The organism is Pseudomonas sp. CYM-20-01 (assembly GCF_023169845.1).
Taxonomy (GTDB): Bacteria; Pseudomonadota; Gammaproteobacteria; order Pseudomonadales; family Pseudomonadaceae; genus Aquipseudomonas; species Aquipseudomonas azotoformans.
This window is the reverse complement of sequence record NZ_AP025169.1, coordinates 5,918,632-5,934,056: the sequence shown is the minus strand read 5'-3', so window position 1 is coordinate 5,934,056 and position 15,425 is coordinate 5,918,632. Positions and strand designations below refer to the sequence as shown.

Annotated in this window: 9 protein-coding genes, 2 tRNA genes and 2 rRNA genes; all 13 read left to right on the top strand. The window is 55.8% G+C overall.

Going from position 1 to position 15,425, the window contains the following annotated elements; all coding sequences use genetic code 11:
- Positions 1 to 57: 57 nt before the first annotated feature.
- The 13 genes from mrcB (at position 58) to M2497_RS26970 (ending at position 15,364) form a co-directional block, all read left to right on the top strand.
- Positions 58 to 2,382, top strand: a complete 2,325-nt coding sequence (gene mrcB / locus M2497_RS27030) for a penicillin-binding protein 1B (protein WP_248484549.1) — start codon at positions 58 to 60, stop codon at positions 2,380 to 2,382.
- Between the two features lie 16 nt (positions 2,383 to 2,398).
- Positions 2,399 to 3,133: a hypothetical protein gene (locus M2497_RS27025; protein WP_248484547.1), complete on the top strand. Its 735-nt coding sequence runs from the start codon at positions 2,399 to 2,401 to the stop codon at positions 3,131 to 3,133.
- The gene (locus tag M2497_RS27020) at positions 3,133 to 3,462 is read left to right on the top strand and encodes a YqcC family protein (protein WP_071490023.1); all 330 of its coding nucleotides are present in this window, start codon (positions 3,133 to 3,135) and stop codon (positions 3,460 to 3,462) included. Before M2497_RS27025 ends, M2497_RS27020 begins: the two co-directional genes overlap by 1 nt.
- A 431-nt stretch (positions 3,463 to 3,893) precedes the next feature.
- The gene (locus M2497_RS27015) at positions 3,894 to 5,618 is read left to right on the top strand and encodes an acetolactate synthase 3 large subunit (protein WP_248484545.1); all 1,725 of its coding nucleotides are present in this window, start codon (positions 3,894 to 3,896) and stop codon (positions 5,616 to 5,618) included.
- 2 nt (positions 5,619 to 5,620) lie between these two features.
- Positions 5,621 to 6,112 carry an acetolactate synthase small subunit gene (gene ilvN, locus M2497_RS27010; RefSeq protein ID WP_003176102.1) on the top strand — a complete coding sequence of 164 codons (492 nt, stop codon included), beginning with the start codon at positions 5,621 to 5,623 and terminating at the stop codon, positions 6,110 to 6,112.
- A 47-nt stretch (positions 6,113 to 6,159) separates the two neighbouring features.
- A complete protein-coding gene (ilvC, locus tag M2497_RS27005; protein WP_003176099.1) occupies positions 6,160 to 7,176 on the top strand; it encodes a ketol-acid reductoisomerase in 1,017 nt (338 codons plus the stop codon).
- 145 nt (positions 7,177 to 7,321) lie between these two features.
- Positions 7,322 to 8,179 carry a CDP-diacylglycerol--serine O-phosphatidyltransferase gene (gene pssA, locus M2497_RS27000; protein WP_058427621.1) on the top strand — a complete coding sequence of 286 codons (858 nt, stop codon included), beginning with the start codon at positions 7,322 to 7,324 and terminating at the stop codon, positions 8,177 to 8,179.
- A 63-nt stretch (positions 8,180 to 8,242) separates the two neighbouring features.
- Positions 8,243 to 9,256 (top strand): protein-methionine-sulfoxide reductase catalytic subunit MsrP, encoded by a 1,014-nt coding sequence (msrP, locus tag M2497_RS26995; protein ID WP_248484543.1) that lies wholly within the window; start codon positions 8,243 to 8,245, stop codon positions 9,254 to 9,256.
- Positions 9,256 to 9,876 (top strand): protein-methionine-sulfoxide reductase heme-binding subunit MsrQ, encoded by a 621-nt coding sequence (gene msrQ / locus M2497_RS26990; protein ID WP_248484533.1) that lies wholly within the window; start codon positions 9,256 to 9,258, stop codon positions 9,874 to 9,876. The genes msrP and msrQ overlap by 1 nt, the downstream gene beginning before the upstream one ends.
- Before the next feature lie 545 nt (positions 9,877 to 10,421).
- Positions 10,422 to 11,958, top strand: a 16S ribosomal RNA gene (locus M2497_RS26985).
- A gap of 82 nt (positions 11,959 to 12,040) precedes the next feature.
- A tRNA-Ile gene (locus tag M2497_RS26980) sits at positions 12,041 to 12,117 on the top strand.
- Positions 12,118 to 12,147: 30 nt separating this feature from the next.
- Positions 12,148 to 12,223, top strand: a tRNA-Ala gene (locus M2497_RS26975).
- A 249-nt stretch (positions 12,224 to 12,472) separates the two neighbouring features.
- Positions 12,473 to 15,364, top strand: a 23S ribosomal RNA gene (locus M2497_RS26970).
- Together the 16S and 23S rRNA genes with 2 tRNA genes alongside form the textbook arrangement of a ribosomal RNA operon.
- The last annotated feature ends 61 nt before the right edge of the window (positions 15,365 to 15,425 follow it).

The window sequence follows — 15,425 nt, the reverse complement described above, 5'->3', positions numbered from 1 at the left end:
TGCAAACCGCTGTCCGGCTCATGTTGATCATCAATAAAGTGCGTATAATCCGCCGCCATGACTCGAACCCGATCTCCCCGTTCCCGTAAAAAACCTCCTTCCCGTGGCCTGCGCCCCTGGCTTGGCTGGGCGCTCAAGCTTGGCCTGGTAGGCCTTGTGGTGCTTGCCGGCTTTGCGGTCTACCTCGACGCTGTGGTGCAGGAGAAGTTCTCCGGCAAGCGCTGGACCATTCCGGCCAAGGTGTACGCGCGCCCGCTGGAATTGTTCACCGGCCAGAAGCTGAGCAAGGATGACTTCCTGACCGAACTCGACGCCTTGGGCTATCGTCGTGAGCCCGTGAGCAACGGTCCGGGTGCAGCGGCTGTCAGCGGAAATACCGTCGACCTGAACACCCGCGGCTTCCAGTTCTATGAAGGCCTGGAAAAAGCCCAGCCGGTGCGCGTGCGTTTCTCCGGCGATTACGTCGCCGAGTTATCATCTCTCAACGGCTCGAAGCTGCCTGTGGTTCGCCTTGAACCGTTGATGATCGGTGGTATTTACCCGAAGAACCTTGAAGATCGCATCCTGATCAAGCTCGATCAGGTACCACCTTACCTGCTGGAAACCCTGGTCGCCGTTGAAGACCGTGATTTCTATCATCACTGGGGCGTCTCGCCGAAATCGATCGCCCGTGCAGTCTGGGTGAACACGTCCGGCGGCAAGATGACCCAGGGCGGCAGTACGCTGACGCAACAATTGGTCAAGAACTTCTACCTGACCAACGAACGCAGCCTGACCCGCAAACTCACCGAAGCGATGATGGCGATGCTGCTGGAGTTGCACTACAGCAAGCAGGAAATCCTCGAGGCGTACCTCAACGAAGTATTCGTCGGCCAGGACGGTCAGCGCGCGGTGCATGGTTTCGGTCTGGCCAGCCAATTCTTCTTTGGCCAACCGCTTTCCGAACTGAAGCTGCACCAGGTTGCGTTGCTGGTGGGTATGGTCAAGGGGCCTTCCTACTACAACCCGCGCCGCAACCCCGAGCGTGCGCTGGAGCGTCGTAACCTGGTGCTGGATGTTTTAGAGCAGCAAGGTGTTGCCACCGCTGAACAAGTTGCTGCCGCGAAGAAAATGCCATTGGGTGTCACTACCCGCGGCAAGCTGGCAGACAGTTCTTTCCCGGGCTTTATCGACCTGGTCAAGCGCCAGTTGCGTGAAGACTACCGCGACGAAGACTTGACCGAGGAAGGCCTGCGGATCTTCACCAGTTTCGACCCGATCCTGCAGATGAAGGCCGAAGCTTCGGTCAATGACACGTTCAAGCGTATGACGGGCCGTAAGGGCGCGGATGAAGTCGAAGCGGCCATGGTCGTGACCAACCCGGAAACCGGGGAGGTCCAGGCCCTGGTCGGTAGCCGCCTGGCCAGCTTCGCCGGTTTCAACCGTGCGCTGGATGCGGTGCGGCCGATTGGTTCGCTGGTCAAACCGGCGGTCTACCTCACGGCTCTGGAAAAACCGAGCAAGTACACCCTGACCAGTTGGCTGTCTGACGATCCGCTGTCAGTGAAAGGCGCGGACGGGCAGGTGTGGACGCCACAGAACTTTGATCGTCGCTCCCACGGGACCGTGTTCCTGTACCAGGGGTTGGCGCATTCCTACAATATCTCTACTTCGCGTCTCGGCCTCGAAGTGGGAGTGCCAAACGTCCTGAAGACCCTCGGGCGCCTGGGCATTACGCGTGAGTTCCCGGCGTTCCCTTCGATCCTGCTGGGTGCTGGCGCAATGACCCCAATGGAAGTCGCGACGATGTACCAGACCCTGGCCAACGGTGGTTTCAATACACCGATGCGCGGGATCCGCAGCGTGCTGACCGCTGAAGGCGAGCCGCTCAAGCGTTATCCGTTCCAGATTCAGCAGCGTTTCGATGCAGGCTCCATCTACTTGATCCAGAACGCCATGCAGCGTGTGATGCGTGAGGGTACCGGTAGTTCGGTCTACAAGGTGCTGCCGTCCAACCTGACACTGGCGGGCAAGACCGGTACCAGTAACGATTCGCGCGACAGTTGGTTCGCAGGTTTTGGCCAGGATGTGCTGGCGGTGGTGTGGATGGGGCGTGACGACAACGGCAAGACGCCGTTCACCGGCGCCACCGGTGCGTTGCAGGTCTGGACCAGTTTCATGCGCAAGGCCGATCCGCTGCCGTTGAACATGCCGCAGCCGGACAACATCGTGCAGGCCTGGATCGATCCGCACACCGGGCAGGGCTCCGATGCCAACTGTCCGGGCGCAGTACAGATGCCGTATATTCGCGGCAGCGAACCGCCACCCGGCGCCGCATGCGGTGGCAGTGCCCCTGCAGACGCGGAATCGGTGATGGATTGGGTCAAGGGCTGGATGAATTAAGCAAAGAGGGTTTCAAGTGAACAAGTGGTGGATTCCAGCTATTACAGCTCTGGCTTTGCTCAATGGTTGCGCCAGCGTGCAGCGCGGCTCCATTCCCGTGGTGGACTCGAGCACGACCGTGTCCAATAACGACCGGATCTCGGCCAATGGCGGGTTCCGCCAGACCGTGACCAACCGTCCCGCCCAGGCCAAGCCGCAAGCTGTGCCGCAGGATTCGGGCGTGGTGGTGATGGTGCCTGGCGGTGGTGCGGCCACATCGGCACCAATCAGCGCCGAGCCGTGGACCCCTGGCCCGAGCAACTCCGGTCCGATCGATACCACGCCGATTCAGACGGCCCCGGCCACCCAGGGCACCTACAACATGCCATCGACGCCGAGTGGCATTCCCTCGTCCTCCAGCGGCGGCGGCCTGTCGGCTGACGAGCAATTGGACGGGCCGGTGCTGGCCCTGTTGACCACTGCCCAGCAACAGCAGGCGGGTGGTGATCTGAACGGTGCGTCTTCGAGTCTCGAACGTGCCCAGCGCGTTGCGCCGCGTGAACCGCAAGTGCTATATCGCCTGGCCCAGGTGCGCATGGCCCAGGGCGACGCGCCGCAGGCCGAGCAATTCGCCCGTCGTGGCCTGACCCTGGCCAACGGTCGTCCAGACCTGCAAGCCAGCCTGTGGGCCTTGATTGGTGACGCGCGTGCCGCGCAAGGCGACGCCGCCGGTGCCGCCCAGGCGCGCCAGAAAGCCAAGGTCAGCCTCTGATGGATGCACGGTTTCCCGCCATTGCCGAACAGTTGCTGCTGATCGAACGAGAGTTGCGTGTGCAGGGCTGGTGGGACGAGGTGTCCCCCAGCGTCGAGGCGCTCAGCAGCGTCGAACCCTTTTCGGTGGACACGCTGGACTTTCACCAGTGGCTGCAATGGATATTCCTGGTGCGCATGAAGCAGATCCTCGAGCAGGACCTGCCGCTGCCCAATGCGTCGGGCATTCTGGAAATGGCCGAGATGGTCTACGCCGATCGCCCGCTGGAAAGCCTTGGCTTACGTAATGCGCTGAAAAAGTTCGACCAACTGATCGTCGACGCTCGTTAATTGCCTGACTGTCGGTTTTTCCGGCAGTCTTGCGCACATTTCTACCGCTTGACGACATTCAGGCGAGTTTTATCCCTCCTCAAAGCCCTTTCTTCTACGTTCTCATGCGCTTAGTTGGAAAAAAGCGCAATTATTGCTTGACTTGAAGGGCCTGAAACAGAAGAATCCAAAGTCCGCTGTATCGGGACTGCCAGAAGCAGGCCCGCTCAGCAGATCATGAGGCGCACATCCGCGCCGACCTGTTACACCCGCAACGCGTTACCTCGCGCTGGGTGGGAAAAGCCCGCAACACTTGGGACGATCCCAATACTTGCTCAGTCAGTGCTGACGTAGTCGGCGACCACCGTCGCTCATGCTCTGTTGAGAAGTAAACCTATTAAGACCCGTCGGTTTTCAACGGACGGTATTCTGGCGTTTTAGAGGTGAACAACGTGGAGCTTTTATCTGGCGGTGAGATGCTCGTCCGCTTTTTGCGTGACGAAGGCGTCGACTATATCTACGGGTACCCAGGTGGTGCTCTGCTGCATGTTTACGACGCACTGTTCAAGGAACCGGCTGTTACCCACATCCTGGTTCGCCACGAACAGGCCGCGACCCATATGGCTGACGGTTATGCCCGTGCCACCGGTAAAGCCGGCGTGGTACTGGTAACGTCCGGCCCAGGCGCAACCAATGCCATCACTGGCATCGCGACTGCGTATATGGACTCTATCCCGATGGTGGTCATTTCCGGCCAGGTGCCCAGCACCATGGTGGGGACCGATGCATTCCAGGAAACCGACATGATCGGTATCTCCCGGCCGATCGTGAAACACAGCTTCATGATCAAGCATCCTTCGGAAATCCCGGAAGTCATGAAAAAGGCCTTCTACCTCGCACAGTCCGGTCGCCCGGGTCCTGTGGTGGTCGATATCCCCAAAGACATGACCAATCCGGCCGAAAAATTCGAATACATCTTCCCGAAGAAAGCCAAGCTGCGCTCCTACAGCCCGGCGGTCCGCGGGCATTCGGGGCAAATCCGCAAGGCGGCAGAAATGCTGTTGGCGGCCAAGCGCCCAGTGCTGTACTCGGGCGGTGGTGTGATCCTGGGCGGCGGTTCTGCACCGCTGACCGAACTGGCCAAGCTGCTCAACCTGCCGGTCACCAACACCCTGATGGGCCTCGGCGCTTTCCCGGGTACGGACCGTCAGTTCGTCGGTATGCTCGGCATGCACGGCAGCTACACCGCCAACCTGACCATGCACCATGCCGACGTGATCCTGGCCGTGGGCGCGCGGTTCGATGACCGTGTGATCAATGGCGCGAGCAAGTTCTGCCCGAATGCCAAGATCATCCATATCGACATCGACCCGGCGTCCATCTCCAAGACCATCAAGGCCGATGTGCCGATCGTAGGTCCTGTTGAAAGCGTGTTGACCGAAATGGTTGCCGCGCTCAAGGACATCGGTGAGACGCCGAACAAGGAATCCGTTGCAAGCTGGTGGAAGCAGATCGACGAATGGCGCGGTGATCGCGGCCTGTTCCCTTACGACAAGGGTGACGGCAGCATCATCAAGCCACAAACCGTGATCGAGACCCTGTGCGAAGTGACCAAGGGCGACGCCTTTGTGACCTCCGACGTGGGCCAGCACCAGATGTTTGCGGCGCAGTACTACAAGTTCGACAAACCTAACCGCTGGATCAACTCCGGTGGGCTGGGCACGATGGGCTTTGGTTTTCCTGCGGCCATGGGTGTGAAACTGAGCTTCCCGGACACTGACGTTGCGTGCGTCACCGGTGAGGGCAGCATCCAGATGAACATCCAGGAACTGTCGACGTGCCTGCAGTACGGCCTTCCGGTGAAGATTGTCTGCTTGAACAACGGCGTGCTGGGCATGGTTCGTCAATGGCAGGACATGAGCTACAACAGCCGTCACTCCCACTCCTACATGGAGTCGCTGCCGGATTTCGTAAAATTGGTTGAAGCCTATGGCCACGTCGGCATTCGCATCACCGATCTGAAAGATCTGAAGCCGAAGATGGAAGAGGCGTTCGCCATGAAGGACCGCCTGGTGTTCATCGATATTCAGGTGGATACCAGCGAGCACGTCTACCCGATGCAGATCAAAGACGGCTCTATGCGCGACATGTGGCTGAACAAGACGGAGCGTACTTAATCATGCGGCACATTATCTCCCTGCTTCTGGAGAACGAACCCGGCGCTCTGTCTCGTGTTGTCGGCCTGTTTTCGCAACGCAACTACAACATCGAAAGCCTGACTGTGGCCCCGACCGAAGACCCGACCCTGTCGCGTCTGACGTTGACCACCGTAGGCCATGATGAGGTGATCGAGCAGATCACCAAGAACCTCAACAAGCTGATCGAAGTGGTCAAGCTGGTCGACCTGTCGGAGAGTGCCCACATCGAGCGCGAGCTGATGCTGGTCAAAGTCAAGGCTACGGGTGCCCAACGTGCCGAGATCAAGCGCACGACCGACATTTATCGCGGGCAGATCGTCGATGTGAGCGCCAGCGTTTATACCGTTCAACTGACCGGTACGAGCGACAAGCTGGACAGCTTTATCCAGTCGATCGGGACGGCCTCGATTCTGGAAACGGTACGCAGTGGTGTCACCGGCATTGCCCGTGGCGACAAAGTACTCAGCATCTAACCCAAATTAGCGAATGGCCTTACGGCCTGGATATATAGAGGAACCTCATGAAAGTTTATTACGATAAAGATTGTGACCTGTCGATCATCCAGGGCAAGAAAGTCGCCATCATCGGCTACGGTTCCCAAGGTCACGCGCAAGCGTGCAACCTGAAAGATTCCGGCGTTGACGTGACCGTTGGCCTGCGCAAAGGCTCGGCCACTGTTGCCAAGGCTGAAGCCCACGGCCTGAAGGTGACTGACGTTGCTTCCGCTGTTGCTGCTGCCGACCTGGTCATGATCCTGACCCCGGACGAGTTCCAGTCCGCGCTGTACAAGAACGAAATCGAGCCGAACATCAAGAAGGGCGCTACCCTGGCCTTCTCCCACGGCTTCGCGATCCACTACAACCAGGTCGTGCCACGCGCTGACCTGGACGTGATCATGATCGCGCCAAAAGCGCCGGGTCACACTGTACGTTCCGAGTTCGTCAAAGGCGGCGGTATTCCTGACCTGATCGCGATCTACCAGGACGCATCGGGCAACGCCAAGAACGTAGCACTGTCCTACGCTGCCGGCGTCGGTGGCGGTCGTACCGGCATCATCGAAACCACCTTCAAGGACGAGACTGAAACCGACCTGTTCGGCGAACAAGCCGTACTGTGCGGCGGCACCGTCGAACTGGTAAAAGCCGGTTTCGAAACCCTGGTTGAAGCGGGCTACGCGCCAGAAATGGCCTACTTCGAGTGCCTGCACGAACTGAAACTGATCGTTGACCTCATGTACGAAGGCGGTATCGCCAACATGAACTACTCGATCTCCAACAACGCCGAATACGGCGAGTACGTGACTGGCCCGGAAGTGATCAACGCCGAGTCCCGTCAGGCCATGCGCAACGCCCTGAAACGTATTCAGGACGGCGAATACGCCAAAATGTTCATCAGCGAAGGCGCTACCGGCTACCCTTCGATGACTGCCAAGCGTCGTAACAACGCCGCTCACGGTATCGAAGTCATCGGCGAGCAGCTGCGCTCCATGATGCCGTGGATCGGTGCCAACAAGATCGTCGACAAAGCCAAGAACTAAGTCGTACGTATCAAGGGAAAACGCGGCCTAGGCCGCGTTTTTTCGTTTGGGCGGCGGGTTCTGGTATAAAGCTGCATCGTTTGCGGGCGAACACTCGCCGCAAGTTTCTGTCGAACTTTTTTCACACCGTTGCAAGGTAAAGTCCATGAGCGAACGTCCCGAAGAGCCAAGCCAGGCTCCTGACGCCGAAAGCCTGCTGCCGATCGATGAACATGTTGAGGAAGGGCATGACGCGGAAGGTCGCAAGGTCCGGCATCGTGGCATCTATCTGCTGCCCAACCTGTTTACCACGGCGAACCTGTTTGCCGGGTTCTACTCCATCATCAACTCCATGAGCGCACAGAGTGCCCTGGCAGCGGGTGATGCGGCGAGCGCCAGCAAGTATTTCGGTTTTGCTGCCATCGCAATCTTCGTGGCCATGGTGCTAGACGGCCTTGATGGCCGTGTGGCGCGCATGACCAATACCCAGAGCGCATTCGGTGCCGAGTACGACTCGTTGTCGGACATGGTTGCGTTTGGCGTCGCCCCCGCATTGCTGGCGTTTGCCTGGGCGCTGGGTGATATGGGTAAGGTTGGCTGGATGGTTGCCTTCATCTATGTTGCCGGTGCTGCCTTGCGCCTGGCGCGCTTCAATACCCAGGTGGGGACTGCCGACAAGCGTTACTTCATCGGTCTGGCCAGCCCTGCTGCTGCGGGTGTGGTGGCGGGTATTGTCTGGGCCTTCAGTGATTACGGCATCCAGGGGTCGAAGATGTCGTTTCTGGTGGCCTTGATGGTGGCCGCTGCCGGCATGCTGATGGTCAGCAACATCAAGTACAACAGCTTCAAGGAACTCGACTTGAAGGGGCGTGTACCTTTCGTAGCGATTCTGGCAGTTGTGCTGGTGTTTGCCGTGGTGTTCAGTGATCCGCCGCGCATCCTGTTGCTGGCGTTCCTGGTGTACGCCGCTTCGGGGCCGGTTCAGTACTTGCTGCATCTGCGCCGGGACAAAACATTGCCTTAATGTAATTTCCCCCATACTCCGCAGTCTATTGGTGCATCAGTCCTCCAATGCTGCGGAGTTGCCATGTTAATCAAATTACCCAAAGCGTCCGATTGCCATGAGTCGGATGTCACGCCTGAATCCTTCTATCTCTCTCGCCGCAGCTTGCTCGGCGGTGCGCTTGCCGGCATTGCAGCCAGCAGCTTGCCGCGTTTGGCCGGTGCCGACGAGGTGTCGCGCTATGCCGATGTTGAAGCGGGCAGGGCGCCGAGTTGGTTTGCCGAGAAGCTGCCGGGCACCAAGTGGCAGGCAGTCACGGTGAAGGACGAGGCGATCACGCCTTTCAAAGACGCTACGCACTACAACAACTTCTATGAGTTCGGTACAGGTAAGGGTGACCCGGCCACGAATGCCGGTTCACTCAAGACCGAGCCGTGGAGCGTTGTTATTGATGGCGAGGTTGCTAAGCCAGGCCGTTATGCCTTGGAAGACTTCATGAAGCCCTATCAGTTGGAAGAGCGGATCTACCGTCTGCGCTGTGTTGAGGCATGGTCGATGGTTATTCCATGGATCGGTTTTCCCATCTCCGCGCTGCTCAAGCAAGTTGAGCCGACCTCGAAGGCCAAGTATATCCGTTTTGAAACCCTCCAGGATCCCAAAAGCATGCCGGGGCAGCGTTCGAGTTTTGGCTTGATCGATTGGCCTTATGTGGAGGGCTTGCGTCTGGATGAGGCGATGAATCCTCTGGCGATCCTGGCGGTGGGTATGTATGGGCGTGAGTTGCCCAATCAGAATGGTGCGCCGCTGCGCCTGGTGGTGCCTTGGAAGTACGGCTTCAAGAGTGTGAAGTCCATTGTGCGGATCAGTCTCGTGAGTGAGCAGCCGAAAACCACGTGGCAGAGCATCGCTGCTGACGAGTATGGGTTCTACGCGAATGTGAACCCTACAGTCGATCACCCACGTTGGACTCAGGCGCGGGAGCGTCGTCTGCCGAGTGGGCTGTTCAGTCCTAATGTACGTGAGACGCAGATGTTCAATGGGTACTCGGATGAGGTGGCCTCTCTTTATACCGGTCTCGATCTGCGGAAGAACTACTGATGCGTTATCCGATCTGGCGCGTTGGCGTCTTTATAGCAGCGGCGATTTGGCCACTGTTTTGGCTCTTTGAAGCGTGGCGTTCTGTCCTGGGGCCGGATCCAGGCAAGGTACTGGTCGATCGACTAGGGCTTGGCACGTTGATTCTGTTACTGATTACCCTGGCCATGACGCCGCTGCAGAAGCTCAGCGGTTGGCCGGGGTGGATAGCCGTGCGTCGGCAACTGGGGTTGTGGTGCTTTGCGTACGTTGTGCTGCATCTGGCTGCTTATTGTGTATTTGTGCTTGGGCTGGATTGGTCGCAACTTGGGGTGGAGCTGCGCAAGCGGCCCTACATTATTGTCGGGGCGCTGGGGTTTGTTTCCCTGTTGGTTTTGGCGGTGACGTCGAATCGTTACAGTCAACGTCGGTTGGGGACTCGTTGGAAGAAGCTGCATCGCTTGGTGTATGTAATTCTTGGGCTGGGTTTGCTGCATATGTTGTGGATCGTGCGAGCGGACCTCAAGGAATGGGCTATCTATACTTCTATAGGTGCGTTGCTGTTGGTGCTACGGATACCGCCCGTAATGCGGAGAATCCCGCGCCTTATTGCGAAAAAACCACTTTCTGCAACAAAAGCGTAATTAAGGGTTGACGGCAGATTCTGGAAGTCTATAATTCGCCCCACTTCCGGCGCAGTCGAAACGGAAAACTCCTTGGTAAACAAAGAGTTACGCAGAATTCGACAGCGAGTTGCTTCAGTTCATCGAAGCCCAGAAGGAGTTGGTAGAGCAGTGTTGTCTGGCTCTATTAACGTTTCGATCCTCTCGGTCGAAAGCGGAGAAAAAGAGGTGTTGACAGCAGCGTGTAACGCTGTAGAATTCGCCTCCCGCTAACGAGAGATCGGAAGCGCAAGTGGTTGAAGTTGTTGAAGAAATCTTCGAAAACTTCTGAAAATAATCACTTGACAGCAAATGAGGCTGCTGTAGAATGCGCGCCTCGGTTGAGACGAAAGATCTTAACCAACCGCTCTTTAACAACTGAATCAAGCAATTCGTGTGGGTGCTTGTGGAGTCAGACTGATAGTCAACAAGATTATCAGCATCACAAGTTACTCCGCGAGAAATCAAAGATGTAACCAACGATTGCTGAGCCAAGTTTAGGGTTTCTTAAAAACCCAAAGATGTTTGAACTGAAGAGTTTGATCATGGCTCAGATTGAACGCTGGCGGCAGGCCTAACACATGCAAGTCGAGCGGTAGAGAGAAGCTTGCTTCTCTTGAGAGCGGCGGACGGGTGAGTAATGCCTAGGAATCTGCCTGGTAGTGGGGGATAACGTTCGGAAACGAACGCTAATACCGCATACGTCCTACGGGAGAAAGCAGGGGACCTTCGGGCCTTGCGCTATCAGATGAGCCTAGGTCGGATTAGCTAGTTGGTGAGGTAATGGCTCACCAAGGCGACGATCCGTAACTGGTCTGAGAGGATGATCAGTCACACTGGAACTGAGACACGGTCCAGACTCCTACGGGAGGCAGCAGTGGGGAATATTGGACAATGGGCGAAAGCCTGATCCAGCCATGCCGCGTGTGTGAAGAAGGTCTTCGGATTGTAAAGCACTTTAAGTTGGGAGGAAGGGCAGTTACCTAATACGTGATTGTTTTGACGTTACCGACAGAATAAGCACCGGCTAACTCTGTGCCAGCAGCCGCGGTAATACAGAGGGTGCAAGCGTTAATCGGAATTACTGGGCGTAAAGCGCGCGTAGGTGGTTTGTTAAGTTGGATGTGAAATCCCCGGGCTCAACCTGGGAACTGCATTCAAAACTGACTGACTAGAGTATGGTAGAGGGTGGTGGAATTTCCTGTGTAGCGGTGAAATGCGTAGATATAGGAAGGAACACCAGTGGCGAAGGCGACCACCTGGACTAATACTGACACTGAGGTGCGAAAGCGTGGGGAGCAAACAGGATTAGATACCCTGGTAGTCCACGCCGTAAACGATGTCAACTAGCCGTTGGAAGCCTTGAGCTTTTAGTGGCGCAGCTAACGCATTAAGTTGACCGCCTGGGGAGTACGGCCGCAAGGTTAAAACTCAAATGAATTGACGGGGGCCCGCACAAGCGGTGGAGCATGTGGTTTAATTCGAAGCAACGCGAAGAACCTTACCAGGCCTTGACATCCAATGAACTTTCTAGAGATAGATTGGTGCCTTCGGGAACATTGAGACAGGTGCTGCATGGCTGTCGTCAGCTCGTGTCGTGAGATGTTGGGTTAAGTCCCGTAACGAGCGCAACCCTTGTCCTTAGTTACCAGCACGTAATGGTGGGCACTCTAAGGAGACTGCCGGTGACAAACCGGAGGAAGGTGGGGATGACGTCAAGTCATCATGGCCCTTACGGCCTGGGCTACACACGTGCTACAATGGTCGGTACAGAGGGTTGCCAAGCCGCGAGGTGGAGCTAATCCCATAAAACCGATCGTAGTCCGGATCGCAGTCTGCAACTCGACTGCGTGAAGTCGGAATCGCTAGTAATCGCGAATCAGAATGTCGCGGTGAATACGTTCCCGGGCCTTGTACACACCGCCCGTCACACCATGGGAGTGGGTTGCACCAGAAGTAGCTAGTCTAACCTTCGGGAGGACGGTTACCACGGTGTGATTCATGACTGGGGTGAAGTCGTAACAAGGTAGCCGTAGGGGAACCTGCGGCTGGATCACCTCCTTAATCGACGACATCAGCTGCTCCATAAGTTCCCACACGAATTGCTTGATTCATTGAAGAAGACGATAAGAAGCAGCCCGAAATTGGGTCTGTAGCTCAGTTGGTTAGAGCGCACCCCTGATAAGGGTGAGGTCGGCAGTTCGAATCTGCCCAGACCCACCAATTTTGTGTGGGAAACGCCTGTAGAAATACGGGGCCATAGCTCAGCTGGGAGAGCGCCTGCCTTGCACGCAGGAGGTCAACGGTTCGATCCCGTTTGGCTCCACCACTACTGCTTCTGAAAGTTTTGAAAGCTTAGAAATGAGCATTCCACCAAGACGGTGATGAATGTTGATTTCTAGTCTTTGATTAGATCGTTCTTTAAAAATTTGGGTATGTGATAGAAAGATAGACTGAACGTTACTTTCACTGGTAGCGGATCAGGCTAAGGTAAAATTTGTGAGTTCTCTTAGTTGAGAAATTCGAATTTTCGGCGAATGTCGTCTTCACAGTATAACCAGATTGCTTGGGGTTATATGGTCAAGTGAAGAAGCGCATACGGTGGATGCCTTGGCAGTCAGAGGCGATGAAAGACGTGGTAGCCTGCGAAAAGCTTCGGGGAGTCGGCAAACAGACTTTGATCCGGAGATGTCTGAATGGGGGAACCCAGCCATCATAAGATGGTTATCTTGTACTGAATACATAGGTGCAAGAGGCGAACCAGGGGAACTGAAACATCTAAGTACCCTGAGGAAAAGAAATCAACCGAGATTCCCTTAGTAGTGGCGAGCGAACGGGGACTAGCCCTTAAGTGGCTTTGAGATTAGCGGAACGCTCTGGAAAGTGCGGCCATAGTGGGTGATAGCCCTGTACGCGAAAATCTCTTAGTCATGAAATCGAGTAGGACGGAGCACGAGAAACTTTGTCTGAATATGGGGGGACCATCCTCCAAGGCTAAATACTACTGACTGACCGATAGTGAACTAGTACCGTGAGGGAAAGGCGAAAAGAACCCCGGAGAGGGGAGTGAAATAGATCCTGAAACCGTATGCGTACAAGCAGTGGGAGCAGACTTTGTTCTGTGACTGCGTACCTTTTGTATAATGGGTCAGCGACTTATTTTCAGTGGCGAGCTTAACCGAATAGGGGAGGCGTAGCGAAAGCGAGTCTTAATAGGGCGTCTAGTCGCTGGGAATAGACCCGAAACCGGGCGATCTATCCATGGGCAGGTTGAAGGTTGGGTAACACTAACTGGAGGACCGAACCGACTACCGTTGAAAAGTTAGCGGATGACCTGTGGATCGGAGTGAAAGGCTAATCAAGCTCGGAGATAGCTGGTTCTCCTCGAAAGCTATTTAGGTAGCGCCTCATGTATCACTGTAGGGGGTAGAGCACTGTTTCGGCTAGGGGGTCATCCCGACTTACCAAACCGATGCAAACTCCGAATACCTACAAGTGCCGAGCATGGGAGACACACGGCGGGTGCTAACGTCCGTCGTGAAAAGGGAAACAACCCAGACCGTCAGCTAAGGTCCCAAAGTTATGGTTAAGTGGGAAACGATGTGGGAAGGCTTAGACAGCTAGGAGGTTGGCTTAGAAGCAGCCACCCTTTAAAGAAAGCGTAATAGCTCACTAGTCGAGTCGGCCTGCGCGGAAGATGTAACGGGGCTCAAACCATACACCGAAGCTACGGGTATCACGTAAGTGATGCGGTAGAGGAGCGTTCTGTAAGCCTGTGAAGGTGAGTTGAGAAGCTTGCTGGAGGTATCAGAAGTGCGAATGCTGACATGAGTAACGACAATGGGTGTGAAAAACACCCACGCCGAAAGACCAAGGTTTCCTGCGCAACGTTAATCGACGCAGGGTTAGTCGGTCCCTAAGGCGAGGCTGAAAAGCGTAGTCGATGGAAAACAGGTTAATATTCCTGTACTTCTGGTTATTGCGATGGAGGGACGGAGAAGGCTAGGCCAGCTTGGCGTTGGTTGTCCAAGTTTAAGGTGGTAGGCTGAGATCTTAGGTAAATCCGGGATCTTAAGGCCGAGAGCTGATGACGAGTTACCTTTTAGGTAACGAAGTGGTTGATGCCATGCTTCCAAGAAAAGCTTCTAAGCTTCAGGTAACCAGGAACCGTACCCCAAACCGACACAGGTGGTTGGGTAGAGAATACCAAGGCGCTTGAGAGAACTCGGGTGAAGGAACTAGGCAAAATGGCACCGTAACTTCGGGAGAAGGTGCGCCGGTGAGGGTGAAGGACTTGCTCCGTAAGCTCATGCCGGTCGAAGATACCAGGCCGCTGCGACTGTTTATTAAAAACACAGCACTCTGCAAACACGAAAGTGGACGTATAGGGTGTGACGCCTGCCCGGTGCCGGAAGGTTAATTGATGGGGTTAGCTAACGCGAAGCTCTTGATCGAAGCCCCGGTAAACGGCGGCCGTAACTATAACGGTCCTAAGGTAGCGAAATTCCTTGTCGGGTAAGTTCCGACCTGCACGAATGGCGTAACGATGGCGGCGCTGTCTCCACCCGAGACTCAGTGAAATTGAAATCGCTGTGAAGATGCAGTGTATCCGCGGCTAGACGGAAAGACCCCGTGAACCTTTACTATAGCTTTGCACTGGACTTTGAATTTGCTTGTGTAGGATAGGTGGGAGGCTTTGAAGCGTGGACGCCAGTTCGCGTGGAGCCATCCTTGAAATACCACCCTGGCAACTTTGAGGTTCTAACTCAGGTCCGTTATCCGGATCGAGGACAGTGTATGGTGGGTAGTTTGACTGGGGCGGTCTCCTCCTAAAGAGTAACGGAGGAGTACGAAGGTGCGCTCAGACCGGTCGGAAATCGGTCGTAGAGTATAAAGGCAAAAGCGCGCTTGACTGCGAGACAGACACGTCGAGCAGGTACGAAAGTAGGTCTTAGTGATCCGGTGGTTCTGTATGGAAGGGCCATCGCTCAACGGATAAAAGGTACTCCGGGGATAACAGGCTGATACCGCCCAAGAGTTCATATCGACGGCGGTGTTTGGCACCTCGATGTCGGCTCATCACATCCTGGGGCTGAAGCCGGTCCCAAGGGTATGGCTGTTCGCCATTTAAAGTGGTACGCGAGCTGGGTTTAGAACGTCGTGAGACAGTTCGGTCCCTATCTGCCGTGGACGTTTGAGATTTGAGAGGGGCTGCTCCTAGTACGAGAGGACCGGAGTGGACGAACCTCTGGTGTTCCGGTTGTCACGCCAGTGGCATTGCCGGGTAGCTATGTTCGGAATAGATAACCGCTGAAAGCATCTAAGCGGGAAACTAGCCTCAAGATGAGATCTCACTGGAACCTTGAGTTCCCTGAAGGGCCGTCGAAGACTACGACGTTGATAGGTTGGGTGTGTAAGCGCTGTGAGGCGTTGAGCTAACCAATACTAATTGCCCGTGAGGCTTGACCATATAACACCCAAGCAATTTGACTACTCTAACGAGCATCAGATTGCGGTGTGTGAAGACGAAG